This is a genomic window from Sphingomonas longa (assembly GCF_016892685.1).
In the GTDB taxonomy this organism is placed as follows: domain Bacteria; phylum Pseudomonadota; class Alphaproteobacteria; order Sphingomonadales; family Sphingomonadaceae; genus Sphingomonas; species Sphingomonas longa.
In genome coordinates, this window is sequence record NZ_JAFEMC010000002.1 from 193,002 (window position 1) to 207,483 (window position 14,482).

Sequence of the window (14,482 nt, forward strand, 5' to 3'; positions counted from 1 at the left end):
CCGAAGTGAATTGGGCTCCGGCTGCTGACACAACCGGAGCCCATACAGAACGGCGCGTATGCAAAACGCCGACGCGATACATACGCGCCGGACGTTACCCTTTCAACCTCACAGCACCTCGAACAGCCCGGCGCCGCCCATGCCGCCGCCGATGCACATCGTCACCACGACATACTTCGCGCCGCGGCGCTTGCCCTCGATCAGCGCATGGCCGGTCATGCGAGCGCCCGACATGCCATAGGGATGCCCGATCGAGATCGCGCCACCGTTGACGTTCAGCAGTTCGTTCGGAATCCCGAGCTTGTCGCGACAGTACAGCACCTGCACCGCGAACGCCTCGTTCAGTTCCCACAGACCGATGTCGTCCATTTTCAGGCCGTTGCGCTCCAGCAGCTTGGGGATCGCGAAGACCGGGCCAATGCCCATCTCGTCCGGCTCGGTGCCCGCCACGGCCATGCCGACATAACGGCCGAGCGGCTGGAGCCCGCGACGCTCCGCCTCCTTCTCCTCCATCAGCACCGACGCCGATGCGCCGTCCGACAACTGCGACGCGTTGCCGGCGGTGATCGTGTAATCGGGGCCGAGGACGGGCTTCAGCGACGAAAGTCCTTCCAGCGTGGTGTCGGCGCGATTGCCCTCGTCCTTCGACAGGGTCACGTCCTTGTGGCTGACTTCCTTGGTTTCCTTGTCGACGATCGCCATCGTCGCGGACACCGGCACGATCTCGTCGTCGAACTTGCCGGCGGCTTGGGCGGCGGCGGTGCGCTGTTGCGACTGGAGGCTGTATTCGTCCATCGCCTCGCGGCTGATGCCGTAGCGCTTGGCGACCACTTCCGCGGTCTGGAGCATCGGCATGTAGATGTCCTTGTGCATCGCCACGAGGTGCGGATCGGGTGCGATGTTCATCTTCGGTGTCTGCACCAGGCTGATGCTCTCGACGCCGCCACCGATCGCGACGGCGACGTGGTCGACCACGATCTCCTTCGCGGCGGTGGCGATCGCCATCAGGCCGGACGCGCACTGACGGTCGAGCGACATGCCCGCGACCGTCGTCGGCAGTCCGGCGCGGAGCAGCGCGTTGCGGGCGATGTTACCCGCCTGATGCCCCTGCTGGAGCGCCGCGCCCCACACCACGTCGTCGACATCGCCGCCGTCAAGCTTTGCGCGCTCGACCGCCGCCTTGATCGCGTGGCTGGCGAGGGTCGGCGAGGGCAGGTTGTTGAAGGCGCCGCGATAGGCGCGGCCGATCGGGGTGCGGGCGGTGGAGACGATGACGGCGGAGCGCATATGACGGGTCCTCAACAAGAAATTAAACGAAGATCTGGCTGATCCATTCGGCGATCAGGGCGGGCTTCTCCTGCCCCTCGATCTCGACGGTGAATTCGGTGGTCTGCTGGAATCGTCCGGGCTGCTTCTCGACGAACGACAGGAGCTTGAAATGCCCGCGGACCCGGCTGCCGGAGCGGACGGGGGTCAGGAAGCGGACGCGGTCGCCGCCGTAATTCACGCCCATCCGCACGTTCGCGAGCATCGGCGCGTCCGGCACGCTGGCGGCGAGCGCAGGCATCAGCGACAATGTCAGGAAACCGTGCGCGATTGTGCCGCCGAACGGCGTCGCAGCCGCGGCGACGGGATCGACATGGATGAACTGGCGGTCGCCGGTCGCCTCCGCAAAGGCGTCGATCATTGCCTGCGTGACGGTGATCCAGTCGCTGACGGTGGTCGCGCCCACCCGCGCCTTCATCTCCTCGACGGTGACGGTCGCCACGCGATTTCCCCTCGACATGCTTTTGACGCTAAGCGCTTGGCATCCTGTAGTCGCGGGCGCCTGCCGACTGCAAGCCTTCAAGACCGGAACCACGAATATGACGACCGCCGTAACGTCCGAAGCGCGCAAATCCATGTCCCGGCTGTACCGCGCCGCCGAACCCGATGTTCTAAAACCGCTGCTGGACCGCGCGGCGACCACCCCCGAGTCGCGCGAGCGGATCATGGGACATGCCGCAGGGCTGCTCGCGGACCTGCGCGCGGCGCAAAGCCGGGGCTGGGTGAACCAGTTCCTGCAGGAGTACCGGCTGAACTCGTCGGAGGGCGTCGCGCTGCTGTCGTTGGCGGAGGCGTTCCTGCGCGTGCCCGATCCCGAGACGGCGGACCTGCTGATCGCGGACAAGCTGGGCGATGCCGACTGGCGTGCGCATGCCGGGCGATCGTCGTCGAAGCTGGTCAATTCCGCGACCTGGGGACTGGTCGTCGGACGCGCGCTGGTCGGCGAGGGGCCGGCGGGACCGCTCAAGCGCCTGATGGCCCGCGCGGGCGAGCCGTTCGTGCGGCAGGCGGTCGGCGCAGCGATGAAGATGATGGGCGAGATCTTCGTGATGGGGCGCACGATCGACGAGGCGATGCGCCGGATGCGCAAGCCCGAGAACAAGGGCTTCACCGCCAGCTTCGATATGCTGGGAGAGGCGGCGCGGACCTTCGACGACGCCGAACGCTATTTCCAGGCCTATGTCGGCGCGATCGACGCGGTCGGGAACGATCCGAAGGCCGGTCATTCGGTGTCGGTGAAGCTGTCCGCGCTCCACCCGCGCTACGAGGTCGCGCGCTGGGACGAGTGCGTACCGGCGCTGACCGAAATGGTCGAGGCGCTGGCGGTGCAGGCATCGCGCAAAGGCATCGCGCTGACCGTCGACGCCGAGGAGTCCGAGCGGCTGGAGATGAGCCTGGACATCATCGGCGCGGTCGCGGCGTTGCCCTCGCTGAAGGGCTGGGAAGGCTTCGGCATGGCGGTGCAGGCATACGGGAAGCGTGCGCGGCCGGTTGTCGCGTGGGCCAACGGACTCGATCGCATCATGAACGTGCGGCTGGTGAAGGGCGCGTACTGGGACAGCGAGATCAAGCGCACGCAGGTCGAGGGGCTGAACGACTATCCGCTGTTCACGCGCAAGGCGGCGACCGACGTGTCGTATCTGGCGGTGGCGAAGGACATGCTGGCGGCGGAGAACATCCGCCCGGCATTCGCCAGCCACAATGCGCTGACGGTCGCGACGATTCTGGAATGGGCTGGCAACAGCCGCGACTTCGAGTTCCAGCGGCTGCACGGCATGGGCGACGGCCTGTACGAGCGGTTGGTGCGCGAGAACGGCTATCATTGTCGCATCTATGCGCCGGTCGGTGGGCACCGTGATCTGCTGGCGTATCTGGTTCGGCGGCTGCTGGAGAACGGTGCGAACTCGTCGTTCGTGCACCAGTTGGCGGACGCGCGGCTGACCGAGGCGGAGATTTTGGCGGACCCGGTCGCGAAGATCGCGGCGGTGGGCGGCGCGCGGCATCCGTCGATTCCGCTGCCGAAGGACCTGTTCGCGCCGGGGCACCGGAATTCGAATGGAATCGATCTCAGCGATCGACCGACGCTGGAGGCGACGGTGGCGGCGGTGAACAGGCCCTTGGCATCCGGTGCCCACCCCGGCGACGGCCGGCGTGGTCAAAGCGAGGGGGCAGAGTTGGTGTCCGCCGCGATCACCCGCGCCCACGCCGCCTTTCCGGCGTGGCAGGCCACGCCGGTCGACGACCGCGCCGCCTGTCTGGAGCGGCTCGCCGACCTGCTGGAGGAGCATCGCGACGAACTGATGGCGATTTGCGTGCAGGAGGCGTTCAAGACCATCCCGGACGCGATCGGCGAAGTCCGCGAGGCTGCCGACTTCTGCCGCTATTATGCCGGCGAGGCGCGCGCCCGGCTGCGGCCTGTGGAACTGCCGGGGCCGACCGGCGAGCGCAACACGCTGCACATCGAGGGGCGTGGCGTGTGGGCGACGATCGCGCCGTGGAATTTTCCGCTGGCGATCTTTCTCGGCCAGACCGCGGCGGCGCTCGTCGCCGGCAACACCGTGGTCGCCAAGCCTGCGCCGCAGACGCCGCTGATCGCGATGAAGGCGGTGGAACTGGCGCACCGCGCCGGCATTCCGGCGGACGCCTTGATCCTGACGCCGGGCGGGCCGGAGGTCGGCGCCGCGCTGACCGAGGACGCGCGTGTGATGGGCGTCGCTTTCACCGGATCGACCGCCACCGCCAAGCGCATCGCGCGGGCGCTGGTGCAGGACGACGACCGCCCGATCGTGCCGCTGATCGCGGAAACGGGCGGCATCAACGCGATGATCGTCGATTCGACCGCGCTGCCGGAGCAGGTGGTCGCCGACGTGGTCGCGTCGTCGTTCCGCTCGGCCGGGCAGCGATGTTCGGCGCTCCGGCTGCTGCTGGTGCAGGCGGATGTCGCCGATACCGTCATCGCCATGCTGAAGGGCGCGATGGACACGCTGCGGCTCGGCGCGCCCGGCGATCCGGCGACCGATGTCGGTCCGGTCATCGACCAGTCGGCGTACGACCGGCTGATGGGCTACCGCGACAGCGTGCGCGATCGTTGGGTGAAGACGGTCGACGCGCCTGACGACGGGTTGTTTGTGCCGCCGACGCTGATCCGCCTCGACCGGATCGAGGACCTGACGCAGGAATGGTTCGGCCCGATCCTGCACGTCGCGACGTGGGAGGCGGGCACGCTGTCGGAGACGATCACGCGGGTCAACGCCAAGGGATACGGCCTGACGATGGGCCTCCACAGCCGCATCGCCCGCGCCGCCGAAGTCGCGGAGGCGGAAGCCGCGGTCGGCAACCTGTACGTCAACCGCTCGATGATCGGTGCGGTCGTCGGCTCGCAACCGTTCGGCGGTGAGGGGCTGTCGGGCACCGGGCCGAAGGCGGGTGGGCCGCATTACCTCTACCGCTTCTGCGCGGAACGGGCGGTGTCGGTCGACACGACCAGTGCGGGAGGGAATGCGACCTTGCTGTCGCTGGACGAAGGAGGGATTTGAAAAGAGCGGAAAGCGCCGTCCTCTGGCGCTTCCCGCCAGCGTGCGCGTGAACGTGCCGCATTCACCAAGTTCCACGCCAACAATCGGGTCGACCGGACGGCGACAGCGCCTTTACTGTCGACCCACGGTCGGCGATCAGTATCCGAGCATCATAGTCAGAGCACCCATGTCGTGGCCGGAGATGACACTCCCACGCTCGATATGCTCGTCGCGGAGGTTGGGGATGTACATCTGCCAAGCCTCTTCACCGCCCAGAGTATCGGGAACCTTGAACCCGGCCTGCTTTTCCTTCAGGTTCATCACCTTCACCCTGGCTAAAGCCTTTTTACCCGAACTGTCTTCGTTGGGGTTGCTCCAATCGGGCTTCCAAAGCTCCTGACTGAACTTTGGCATGGGGTTGAAGGTGCCCCAGAAGATGCGGGTATCGACCTTGAGCCTTACCTGCACGTAATTATCCAGGTCGTTCCAATCGATGCAGACGCAGGACATGAGGCGCACGATCGCCGACATATCCATGCCCTTGGTCTTGGCCTGGTTCAGACGACCGAGCGCACCCTCCTTGTCGTCCAGAAACGGCTTCACCGCAGACCACCACGGGCTCACGCCATATTGGCCCTCCGCAGCTACGCCCGCCGTCATCTTGAAAAGCAACGTACCCTTGGGCACCATCACGACGCGGAATTTCTTGAAGCCGTTCTGGTCCGACTTACGCAGCTTGTAGAAATCCGCCTGATTCAGCGAACCATTGAGCATGGCATTCCCCCCCTTTGGATTCATTATCCAATTCCATTCCTGGCGCGCCAGAATGCGGACGATAAGGGTGCGGCCGATTACTATCCGGTGCAACCGGAATGTGGCGAGTCCGCGAAAGGGGGGTCTTGTGGTCGTCCTTTGCCGCCGCTCGGCCTAAGGCTCCGGTACTTGCTGAAATCTTCAAGAATTCAAGACGTTGCAGCAGCGCGCCGATCATTGCCCATGCGGAGTTAGGGTCACGACCGGTGTGTGGATATGTCGATCGTCACCGTGATCGGCTGATATGGGCCAGTACAGCGCAACGACCCCTCAGCCGGTCGAGATCGCTATGCGCGAGCCACCGTGCAGGCTTCTATGGTCGAAGGAGGCCGCGATGAGGTCGAAGGTGACGGCTGGATTGCCTAAGACCCGTAAGGATGCAGCGACGCGCACCGGTAGGCCCGGGGTGCCAGTCGTGCAGCATCGCGCGGGGAGCATCCCTGCTCCCGTTCCCTAATTCGTCGGCTGCGTGCCCCGCGTGGGGTTCGCGCCGGTCGTCGTCTGCGGCGGGGCGGCGTTCGGGGCGGTGCCGGTGCCCGCGTCTCCCGGCAGCGAGCCGGGCTGTGCACCGGGCGTGCCGGCGGGGACGATCGGCTGGCCGAGCGGGATCGCCGCGACCTGCTTTACCGGGTTGTCCTTCATCAGCTTGAACGCCTGCTGATACCAGTCGCTGCCCGGATAGTTGCGGCCGAGGACGGCGGCGGCCTTTTGCGCCTCTTCCGGCACGCCGAGCGCGAGATAGGCTTCGGTCAGGCGCATCAGCGCCTCGGGCGTGTGCGTCGTCTGCTGATATTGCTCGACGACGGTGCGGAAGCGCATCGACGCGCCGAGCCACTGGCCGCGCACTTCGTAGAAGCGCCCGACCTCCATCTCCTTGCCGGCGAGGTGGTCGTTGACGAGGTCGATCTTCAGCCGCGCGTCCGACGCATAGCGGGTGTTCGGATAGCGGCGGACCAGCTCGCCCAGCGCATCGAGCGCCTGACGCGTGATCTTCTGGTCGCGCGTCACGTCCTGGATCTGCTCGTAATAGCCGAGCGCGATCAGGTAATAGGCATAGGGCGCGTCGCGATTGCCGGGGTGGACCGACAGGAAACGCTGCGCCGACTGGATCGACTGCGTGTAGTTCTTGTCGAGATAATAGCTGAACGCGCTCATCAACTGCGCGCGGCGGGCCCAGATCGAATAAGGGTGCTGCCGCTCGACCTCGTCGAACAGGATCGCCGCCTCCTTGTAGCGGCTCTGGTCGAGCCGATTCCGCGCCGTCGAATACAGCGTGCCGACGTCGCGCGCGACATAGGGCACGTCCGCCTTGGCGGTGGTGCGGGCGCAACCGCCGATCGGCAGCGCGGCGGCGCAGATCAGCGCGAGGGTAAGCGGGGCGCGAGGCCCGGATACAAAGGAGGGGGTACGCATCGAAGCGCGCTGTAGCGCAGCCGCTGGCGCTGCAACAGTGTTTTTGCTTTACGGCGCATCCGGTCCGCGCGCGACACGTTCGGACCCCCGAAAGGATAGTTCATGCCCGCCACCCTGCTGCACACCCACCGCGTCGAGAAGCCCTGGGGCCGTCACACGCTGTTCCCCGGTTTCGAGGATGCCGCGCCCGGAAGAGAGCCGATCGGCGAGGTCTGGTTCCAGCAGCCGGGCGACACCAGCCCGGACCTGCTGATCAAATACCTGTTCACCAGCCAGAAGCTGTCGGTGCAGGTCCATCCCAACGACGAGGAGGCGCACAAGCGCGGCCTGCCGCGGGGCAAGGACGAATGCTGGACGATCCTGAAGGCCGAACCCGATTCGACGATCGCATTGGGGCCGAAGCAGGCGATGACCGCCGACGAGCTGCGCGCCGATGCGCAGGACGGCTCGATCGAGGGCGATCTCGACTGGGTGCCGGTGAAGGCGGGCGATTTCTACTACGCACCGTCGGGCACGATCCACGCGATCGGCGGCGGGCTGACGCTGATCGAGGTGCAGCAGAATTCAGAGACGACGTACCGGCTCTACGATTACGGCAGCGATCGGGAGCTGCATCTGGACGACGGCGTCGCCGTCGCGCACCTGACGCCGTACCGGGCGATCACCTCGCCGGGGAAGGTCGCGGGCGACCGCACGATCTTGGTCGAAGGGCCGAAGTTCGTGCTGGAACGCTGGAGCGGCGGCGAGCATGCGGTCGATCTGGGCGGCAACACCGCTTGGATCGTGCCGATCGCCGGCACCGGATCGGTCGCGGGCGTCGCTTTCAAGGCGGGCGAATGCGCGACGGTGACGGGCGCGGAGACGATCGTGCTGGCGGATGGTGCGGACGTGCTGTTCGCCTATCCGGGCACCACCCGCCTCTAATCCAACAGGCTGTCGACCCAGGCGGGCACTAGGAGGCTCGCCGGCCCGTGCCGGCTCTGCGCGAAGGATGCGGAGCCGGCGGACGGTTCGAGATTAAGCTCCAGCGTGTCGGCTCCGTAATGGTCGGCAAGCTGGACGAAGCCCGCCGCCGGGTAGACCGCCCCGGAGGTGCCGATCGACACGAACAGGTCGCATGCGGCGAGCGCGGCTTCGATCGTGGGCATGTGGTACGGCATCTCGCCGAAGAACACGATGTCCGGGCGCAGGGCAGGGGCTCCGCAGGCGGTACAGACGCTGCCTGGGGGCAGGTCGCCATGATGCTCGGCGCGCGCTTCGCAGGCGGCGCACAGCGCGGAGAGCAACTCGCCGTGGATGTGGAGCAGCCGTCGCGCCCCGGCGCGTTCGTGCAGGTCGTCGACGTTCTGCGTGACGATCAGCAACTCGCCCGGCCACGCGGCGTCCAATCGTGCGAGCGCGTAGTGCGCGGGGTTCGGCTCCACCGTCGCCAGTGCCGCGCGGCGGGCATCGTAGAAACGGTGGACCAGCGCCGGATCGCGCGCGAGCGCTTGCGGGGTGCAGACGTCCTCGACGCGCTGCCCCTCCCACAGGCCGCCGGGGCCACGGAACGTGGCGAGGCCGGACTCGGCGGAGATGCCGGCGCCGGTGAGGATGACGATGTTCTGGGTATCGGGCATGGCCGTTGAATACGCCGGTGGCGGAAGGTCCGGAAGTGGTGGGAAGCTGACAGGCCGCTTTTGGCGTACACCGCGGATTAGCTGCCGTTGATGAACAGCGCCGACACCCCTGCAATTGCGGCGAATCCAATCAGCAAGCCTGCGGCGGCAAAATCGCGCTGCTTAGTTGTTTTCGCCTTTGTGAGCCTAATGACGAACGCGACTACCAAAGGCAGCGGAAGAAACATGGTCCAGTGCATCGCCATGTCGGGTTTGTGCGGCGGTCGGGTGGCACAGTCAACGTCCGCTATTGGAGAGTTCGATCAAGGCCCTGAATGTCCGCAAGTAGGCGACTGCCGCCAGGCCGCTCTTCCTTTCGGCAACGTCGCACCGTGGTGGATAGCTGACATTTGCTGAACGGTGTAAATCAGCTTGACAACGCAGCAGGCTCTATCCTTTCTCAAGGTGCCCGTTGGGCGAGCCGCGCCCGGTCGCCGGTATATAGATGGCGAGGTAGCGCTGGGCGAACTCAAGGAGCCGTTCTGGTCGGCAACCTAAGTCTGGACCCCCGACAGATATAGACGTCACTGGGCGGCTGCTGCGAGACGGTGCTTAGCTACGCGGCTTCCGGTGCTATTCTACACGGACGTAGGTGTCAGAGCGTCGATAGCGTATCACGTCTTGCCGACCGCGACCGGCTTGCTCGTTTTCGAGCAGATATTCCGAGATCCGCGTCAACCTCTGACCCGTGAAGGTGCAGCCCGAGCACTACTTCGGAAACGTGATCGCGTGTCCTGCTGGACCGCTCCTGTTGCCTCTCTGTATTCGCTTACGACGAACAGGTGAATGTCGGCGATTGGGTGTCTGCAGAGGTTGCAAACCGACGTTTGGAACTACCACTATTGATCGACGCGAGGGCCCTTCCACAGCCTGCCGGGACAGCGGATGATGGCGAGCCCGGACCCGGCGGAGACGCCGGCGCCGGTGAGGATGACGATTGAGGGCGTGGCGGTCGCCGCCCGCCTTACGAAAATGGCGCGGCGGGAGAAAGCCGCCGCGCCGTCGAGGCTTAGCCGATCGTGATGCCGACTACGCGCCAGGTGCCGCCTTCGCGATCGCGCGAGACGGTTTCGACGACATCGGCCTTGTTCGCGAAGCTGGTGCGGAACTTCACGACTTCGTAGCCTGAGGGCGGTGCGGGCAGGTTTTCCTGGCTGAGGAAGGTGCGGGACACCAGTGTCCCCAGCGGCACGCGCACCTTCTGCGATACCGTTGCCCAGACCGGTGCGGTGTTCAGCTTGCGGAAGGCCGACCCGGTCGCGCGGTAGCTTTCGTCCCATTCGCTTGCATCGACCAGCACCAGCCAGTTGCGCGCGGCCGCCACGACCTCTGCGTCGACGCCTTCGCTGGCCGCGGTTTGGGATCGGGGCGGGGTGAGGGCGGGGTCGGGGAGCAGTACGATGGCCAACAGGCCCAGAACGAACGTCATGACGAGGACTCCGATGATGATCCGCGGCCGGCGCACTGCCGGCCCGACGCCGTCGATCGGCGCGGTGTCCGGATCGTCCACCGGCGGCGCGACGTCGTCCCCCATTTCCGTGTCCGCAGTGGAATAGGGGTGCAGCGTGGCGGAGACTCCGGCCTCCGCATCCATCAACAGGCGGGCCGCCTCGCGGCTGCTGGAAACCGACAGCTTGCGGCGGGCGTCGCGGAGGCGTTCGTTGATCGTGTGCACGGACAGGCCCAGGCTGCGCGCGATCGACTTGGCGTCGTGGCCGCGAACGATCAGGCGGAGCGTCTGCTTCTCCCGTTCGGTCAGCGCCGAAACGCCGTTCTTCACTGTCGCCGCCATATCCGCCTGCGGGTAGGTTCGGCGCCGCGCCGCGCCCACCCCTAATATTTTGTACCCGTCGTCGGACAGCGCCTGTTGCCGCGTCGCGTCAGCGCACCGTCGTCCGCTCGCCGTCCAGTTCGGTCGCCTCGCGCACGATCGCGATCGTCTCGCCCATGTCGCGCATGACGTAGAGCTTGCCGCGCGCGTTGTTGAACGGGCGGTGCAGGACCATCATCAGCGTGCCGTCGAAACGGCGGAACAGCATGCCGTGGCCGCTGTCGGCGCGCACCAGCGGCGGCAGTTGCTCCCACGGACCCTCGATCCGCCCCGACGTGGAGCGGGCGATACTCTGCACATAGCCGTCGCGATCGTAGCTGGACCACAGCATCAGCAGCGTGCCGGTCCGGGTGCGGAACAGTTCGGGGCCGTCGGTGACGAAGTTTCTCGACCCGTCGGGCTGTTCGTCGCCCTTCGCCCACGGGGCTTCCGATGCGCGGAACAGGACGCGCGGCGGGCCGGCGGCGGACAGGTCGTCCTTCAGCGGCATCGCTTCGATCGTGCCGTCACCGATCTGGACCCATTCATGTGCGTAGACGAGCCACGGCTTGCCGTTGGGATCGACGAACAGCGTTCCGTCGAGCGTCATGATGGACCGATCGACGATCGGCTCGCCGTTGCGCACCGGCATGAACGGGCCACCGAGGCGATCCGCTACCGCCAGCGTCGTGCTCCGCCGCACCGGCTTGCGCGCGCCGTTCGGGGGCAGCGGTGCGGAATCATTGTAGAAGGTGGCGAACAGATACCAGCGGCCCTTCCAACGATGCACTTCCGGCGCCCAGGCGCCGTCATTCGCCCAGCCGCCCTTCGGCAGGACGAACACCATTCGCGGCCGCGTCCAGCTTTTCAGATCGCGGCTGGTATAGGCCATGATGCCGATCCGCGCGTCGCCGGACATGCGCCGCTCGTTACGGGTGAACAGGTGATAGGTGCCACTCGCCCTGTCGGCGACGATCCAGGGATCGTGCAGCGGCATGTCCGGCAGCCGCAGCGGTGCCGTCGTCGCGGTACGCGCCGACCGGGCCGGTGCAGCCGATGCGGCATGCCAACTGCCGCTGCCGAGGAGAAGTGCCGCGGCCACCATGAAACACGTCTTCACGGGTTCAGCTCCAGTGTTCGGTCATCTGCGACCGGATGACGCCGCGCAACGCCGCAGTGACACGCGCGTGACCCGTGTTCGTCAGCGCGGCGGCGCTGCCGGGGCGAAAGATCAGGTCCTCGGCTTCCAGTGCGCGCAGCCAGCGCTCGATTCCCGGCAGCGTGATCGCCGTCGCGGCAGCGAGGGTGCGGAAGCCCACCGGGCCGGTGTCGTGCGCCACGAACAGCGCGAGCAGGATGTCGAGCGTCGGTTCGTGCGTCAGATCGGCCGACAGCGCCTGTTGCAGGGCCCGGCGCGCGGCGATGATCCGGCGGGCGGCGGTGACCAGGTCGTCCCGGGCCAGCACGGAGTCCGCGTTCCATGCCGACGGTTCGGGCTTCACCGGCTTCTGCATGTCACGCCCCTTTTTCGTCAGCTCATGAACCGCTGTACATTCCCCTCCTATCGGTACTCCCTCATTCCGTAGAGGCAACCTTTGATTCTCAATATGTTCGCAAGAGGTCGTGGCGGCGTGCGGCGATCCGTGGCAATCCCCGCCTTATGACGAACCTCTTTTCTTCGCAGACGGTCCGGTCGTGACGGGCGTCGGCATCTATGGCAGTTCCGGCCGGATGGGCCGCGCGATCGCCGATGCGCTGACCGAAGCCGGCGCGACGTTGGCCGGTGGCGCGGATGCGCAGGACGACCCGGCGCCCCTGGCGCGGATCGCCGACGTGCTGGTCGACTTCTCCGCCGCCGGCGCGCTCGACGCGCACCTCGATGCGGCGGTGGCGGCGGGCACGCCGATCGTGATCGGTACGACCGGGCTGTCGACCGCGCAGCACGACGCGATCGACGCGGCGGCGGCGTCGATCGCGGTGCTCCAGACCGGCAATACGTCGCTCGGCGTGACGCTGCTGGCGATTCTGGTCCGCGACGCGGCGGCGCGGCTCGGCCCCGATTGGGACATCGAGATCGTCGAGATGCATCATCGTCACAAGGTCGATGCCCCGTCGGGGACGGCCCTGCTGCTGGGCGAGGCGGCGGCGGCGGGGCGGGGCAGCATGTTGTCCGAACTGCGCGTCGACGACCGGGTCGGGCTGACCGGTGCGCGATCCGAAGGGACGATCGGGCTGGCGTCGCTGCGCGGCGGCTCCGTCGTCGGCGACCACAGCGTGATCCTGGCGACGGAGGGAGAGCGGGTGGAGCTGTCGCACTTCGCGCAGGATCGTTCGATCTTCGCGCGCGGCGCGGTGCGGGCGGCGATCTGGCTCGCCCGACAACCCGCGGGCCGCTACCGGATGGGCGACGTGCTCGGGCTGTAAATGCGATGAAGCGCGCCGACGTCGTCGAATTCTATCGCCGGCTGGCGGAGGCCGATCCGCATCCCGAAACGGAGCTGGAGTTCCGCAATCCCTTTACGCTGGTCGTCGCGGTCGCGCTGTCGGCGCAGGCGACCGACGCGTCGGTCAACAAGGCGACACGCGCGCTGTTCGCGGAGGTCGATACCCCCGAAAAGATGGTCGCGCTGGGCGAGGAGGGGCTGAAGCGGCACATCCGCACGATCGGGCTGTTCAACACCAAGGCGAAGAACGTCATCGCGCTGTCGCGAATGCTGATCGACGATTTCGCAGGCGAGGTGCCGCCGGACCGCGAGGCGCTGGAACGCTTGCCCGGTGTCGGCCGCAAGACCGCCAACGTGGTGATGAACGTCGCGTTCGGCGCGGAAACCTTCGCGGTCGACACGCATATCTTCCGCGTCGGCAATCGCACCGGCCTCGCCCCCGGCAAGACGCCGCTGGCGGTCGAGCTGAAGCTGGACAAGGCGACGCCGCAGCCGTTTCGCCTGCACGCGCATCACTGGCTGATCCTGCACGGCCGCTATATCTGCAAGGCGCGGAAGCCGGAGTGCTGGCGATGCCCGGTCGTCGACCTGTGCGCCTACAAACCCAAGACGCCGCCACCGAAGACCGCGTGAATGCGCGAAGGGGCTGGCGGAGCCGAACGCGCTTTGCTAGGCGCGACGCTTCCAGGCACCCGTAGCTCAGCTGGATAGAGCGCTGCCCTCCGAAGGCAGAGGCCACTGGTTCGAATCCAGTCGGGTGCACCAGGTTCCTCTCTGACATAGCGACGCTCGGCCGGTGCGCGGTATCGCGTACGGTTCGGCCTGACAGGCCTCTTGCCGCATGTTAGCCTCCCGGCCATGCTCGAGCAGTTCCTCACACCAGCGTATCTGCCGTTCGCCGTCGCGTTCGCGGTGATGATCGGCATCGGTCTGATCGAGGCGGTCGGGCTGGGACTGGGGCACATGGATGTCGACGGCGATTTCGGGACCGATGCGCAAGGCAGCGTGCTCGACTGGCTGGGCCTCGGAGGCGAGTTGCCGATCCTGATCTGGCTGACGTCGCTGCTCGGCTGTTTCACGATGGCTGGCATCATCATCCAGCAGTCGGCCGCCGGTCTGACGGGGGCCGCGCTGCCGTGGTATTGGGCGTGCGGTGCGGCCGCACTGGCGGGCCTCGCGCTCAACACATTGGCGGCCAACGGTCTCGCACGGGTGATGCCGGGGTTTGAAACCACGGTGGTGTCGACGGACGATCTGCTCCGGCTGCGTGGCACCATCCTGGAAGGGACTGCCCGCCGCGGCCAGCCGGCCCGGGCGAAGGTGGTCGATCGACATGGCCAAGCGCATGTCGTGCTGGTCGAGCCGCATGACGATCACGGGGCCCTGTCGTCGGGCGCCACGGTGCTGCTCGTCCGCCGCGAACGCGCCCTGTTCTTTGGGCTGGGCGACGAAAATACGCTTTTTCAGGCGATCTGATCCAGATCGCGCTGATTCCATCGGGGG

At 66.8% G+C, this 14,482-nt stretch carries 14 protein-coding genes and 1 tRNA gene; 6 read left to right on the top strand and 9 right to left on the bottom strand.

All coding sequences use genetic code 11. The annotated features are described in order from the left end of the window. Positions 1–108: 108 nt before the first annotated feature. Both ILT43_RS06970 and ILT43_RS06975 read right to left on the bottom strand, forming a co-directional pair. The gene (locus ILT43_RS06970) at positions 109–1,287 is read right to left on the bottom strand and encodes an acetyl-CoA C-acyltransferase (RefSeq protein ID WP_204197298.1); all 1,179 of its coding nucleotides are present in this window, start codon (positions 1,285–1,287) and stop codon (positions 109–111) included. Between the two features lie 22 nt (positions 1,288–1,309). Further along, positions 1,310–1,744 carry a MaoC family dehydratase gene (locus ILT43_RS06975; RefSeq protein WP_204198773.1) on the bottom strand — a complete coding sequence of 145 codons (435 nt, stop codon included), beginning with the start codon at positions 1,742–1,744 and terminating at the stop codon, positions 1,310–1,312. A gap of 121 nt (positions 1,745–1,865) precedes the next feature. On the opposite strand from ILT43_RS06975, the gene putA reads away from it, so the two are divergent. Next, a complete protein-coding gene (putA, locus tag ILT43_RS06980; protein WP_204197311.1) occupies positions 1,866–4,862 on the top strand; it encodes a bifunctional proline dehydrogenase/L-glutamate gamma-semialdehyde dehydrogenase PutA in 2,997 nt (998 codons plus the stop codon). A gap of 135 nt (positions 4,863–4,997) precedes the next feature. Here putA and ILT43_RS06985 read toward each other — a convergent pair whose 3' ends face one another. Both ILT43_RS06985 and ILT43_RS06990 read right to left on the bottom strand, forming a co-directional pair. Further along, positions 4,998–5,615, bottom strand: coding sequence for a hypothetical protein (locus tag ILT43_RS06985; RefSeq protein ID WP_204197322.1), 618 nt, complete (start codon positions 5,613–5,615; stop codon positions 4,998–5,000). Positions 5,616–6,107: 492 nt separating this feature from the next. Continuing rightward, positions 6,108–7,067 carry an outer membrane protein assembly factor BamD gene (locus tag ILT43_RS06990; RefSeq protein WP_204197328.1) on the bottom strand — a complete coding sequence of 320 codons (960 nt, stop codon included), beginning with the start codon at positions 7,065–7,067 and terminating at the stop codon, positions 6,108–6,110. A 102-nt stretch (positions 7,068–7,169) separates the two neighbouring features. On the opposite strand from ILT43_RS06990, the gene ILT43_RS06995 reads away from it, so the two are divergent. Continuing rightward, positions 7,170–7,991 (top strand): class I mannose-6-phosphate isomerase, encoded by an 822-nt coding sequence (locus ILT43_RS06995; RefSeq protein ID WP_204197342.1) that lies wholly within the window; start codon positions 7,170–7,172, stop codon positions 7,989–7,991. Here ILT43_RS06995 and ILT43_RS07000 read toward each other — a convergent pair. The 5 genes from ILT43_RS07000 to ILT43_RS07020 all read right to left on the bottom strand — a co-directional run bounded on the left by ILT43_RS07000 (position 7,988) and on the right by ILT43_RS07020 (position 12,049). Next, positions 7,988–8,686, bottom strand: coding sequence for an NAD-dependent deacylase (locus ILT43_RS07000; protein WP_204197350.1), 699 nt, complete (start codon positions 8,684–8,686; stop codon positions 7,988–7,990). The two genes, ILT43_RS06995 and ILT43_RS07000, sit on opposite strands and share 4 nt — an antisense overlap. 77 nt (positions 8,687–8,763) lie before the next feature. Further along, the gene (locus ILT43_RS07005) at positions 8,764–8,931 is read right to left on the bottom strand and encodes a hypothetical protein (protein WP_204197363.1); all 168 of its coding nucleotides are present in this window, start codon (positions 8,929–8,931) and stop codon (positions 8,764–8,766) included. A gap of 803 nt (positions 8,932–9,734) precedes the next feature. Continuing rightward, the gene (locus tag ILT43_RS07010) at positions 9,735–10,517 is read right to left on the bottom strand and encodes a helix-turn-helix domain-containing protein (protein WP_204197372.1); all 783 of its coding nucleotides are present in this window, start codon (positions 10,515–10,517) and stop codon (positions 9,735–9,737) included. A gap of 88 nt (positions 10,518–10,605) precedes the next feature. Further along, positions 10,606–11,655 (bottom strand): family 43 glycosylhydrolase, encoded by a 1,050-nt coding sequence (locus tag ILT43_RS07015; RefSeq protein ID WP_204197392.1) that lies wholly within the window; start codon positions 11,653–11,655, stop codon positions 10,606–10,608. A gap of 4 nt (positions 11,656–11,659) precedes the next feature. Then, positions 11,660–12,049: a hypothetical protein gene (locus ILT43_RS07020; protein ID WP_204197401.1), complete on the bottom strand. Its 390-nt coding sequence runs from the start codon at positions 12,047–12,049 to the stop codon at positions 11,660–11,662. Positions 12,050–12,230: 181 nt separating this feature from the next. On the opposite strand from ILT43_RS07020, the gene dapB reads away from it, so the two are divergent. From dapB to ILT43_RS07040, 4 genes are all read left to right on the top strand, one after another. Continuing rightward, positions 12,231–12,959, top strand: coding sequence for a 4-hydroxy-tetrahydrodipicolinate reductase (gene dapB, locus ILT43_RS07025; RefSeq protein WP_204197416.1), 729 nt, complete (start codon positions 12,231–12,233; stop codon positions 12,957–12,959). A gap of 5 nt (positions 12,960–12,964) precedes the next feature. Next, on the top strand, positions 12,965–13,612 hold the full coding sequence (gene nth, locus ILT43_RS07030) for an endonuclease III (RefSeq protein ID WP_204197417.1): 648 nt from the start codon (positions 12,965–12,967) through the stop codon (positions 13,610–13,612). A gap of 55 nt (positions 13,613–13,667) precedes the next feature. Continuing rightward, positions 13,668–13,744 (top strand) — tRNA-Arg (locus tag ILT43_RS07035). A gap of 93 nt (positions 13,745–13,837) precedes the next feature. After that, positions 13,838–14,455, top strand: coding sequence for an OB-fold-containig protein (locus tag ILT43_RS07040; protein ID WP_204197418.1), 618 nt, complete (start codon positions 13,838–13,840; stop codon positions 14,453–14,455). Positions 14,456–14,482 lie beyond the last annotated feature (27 nt).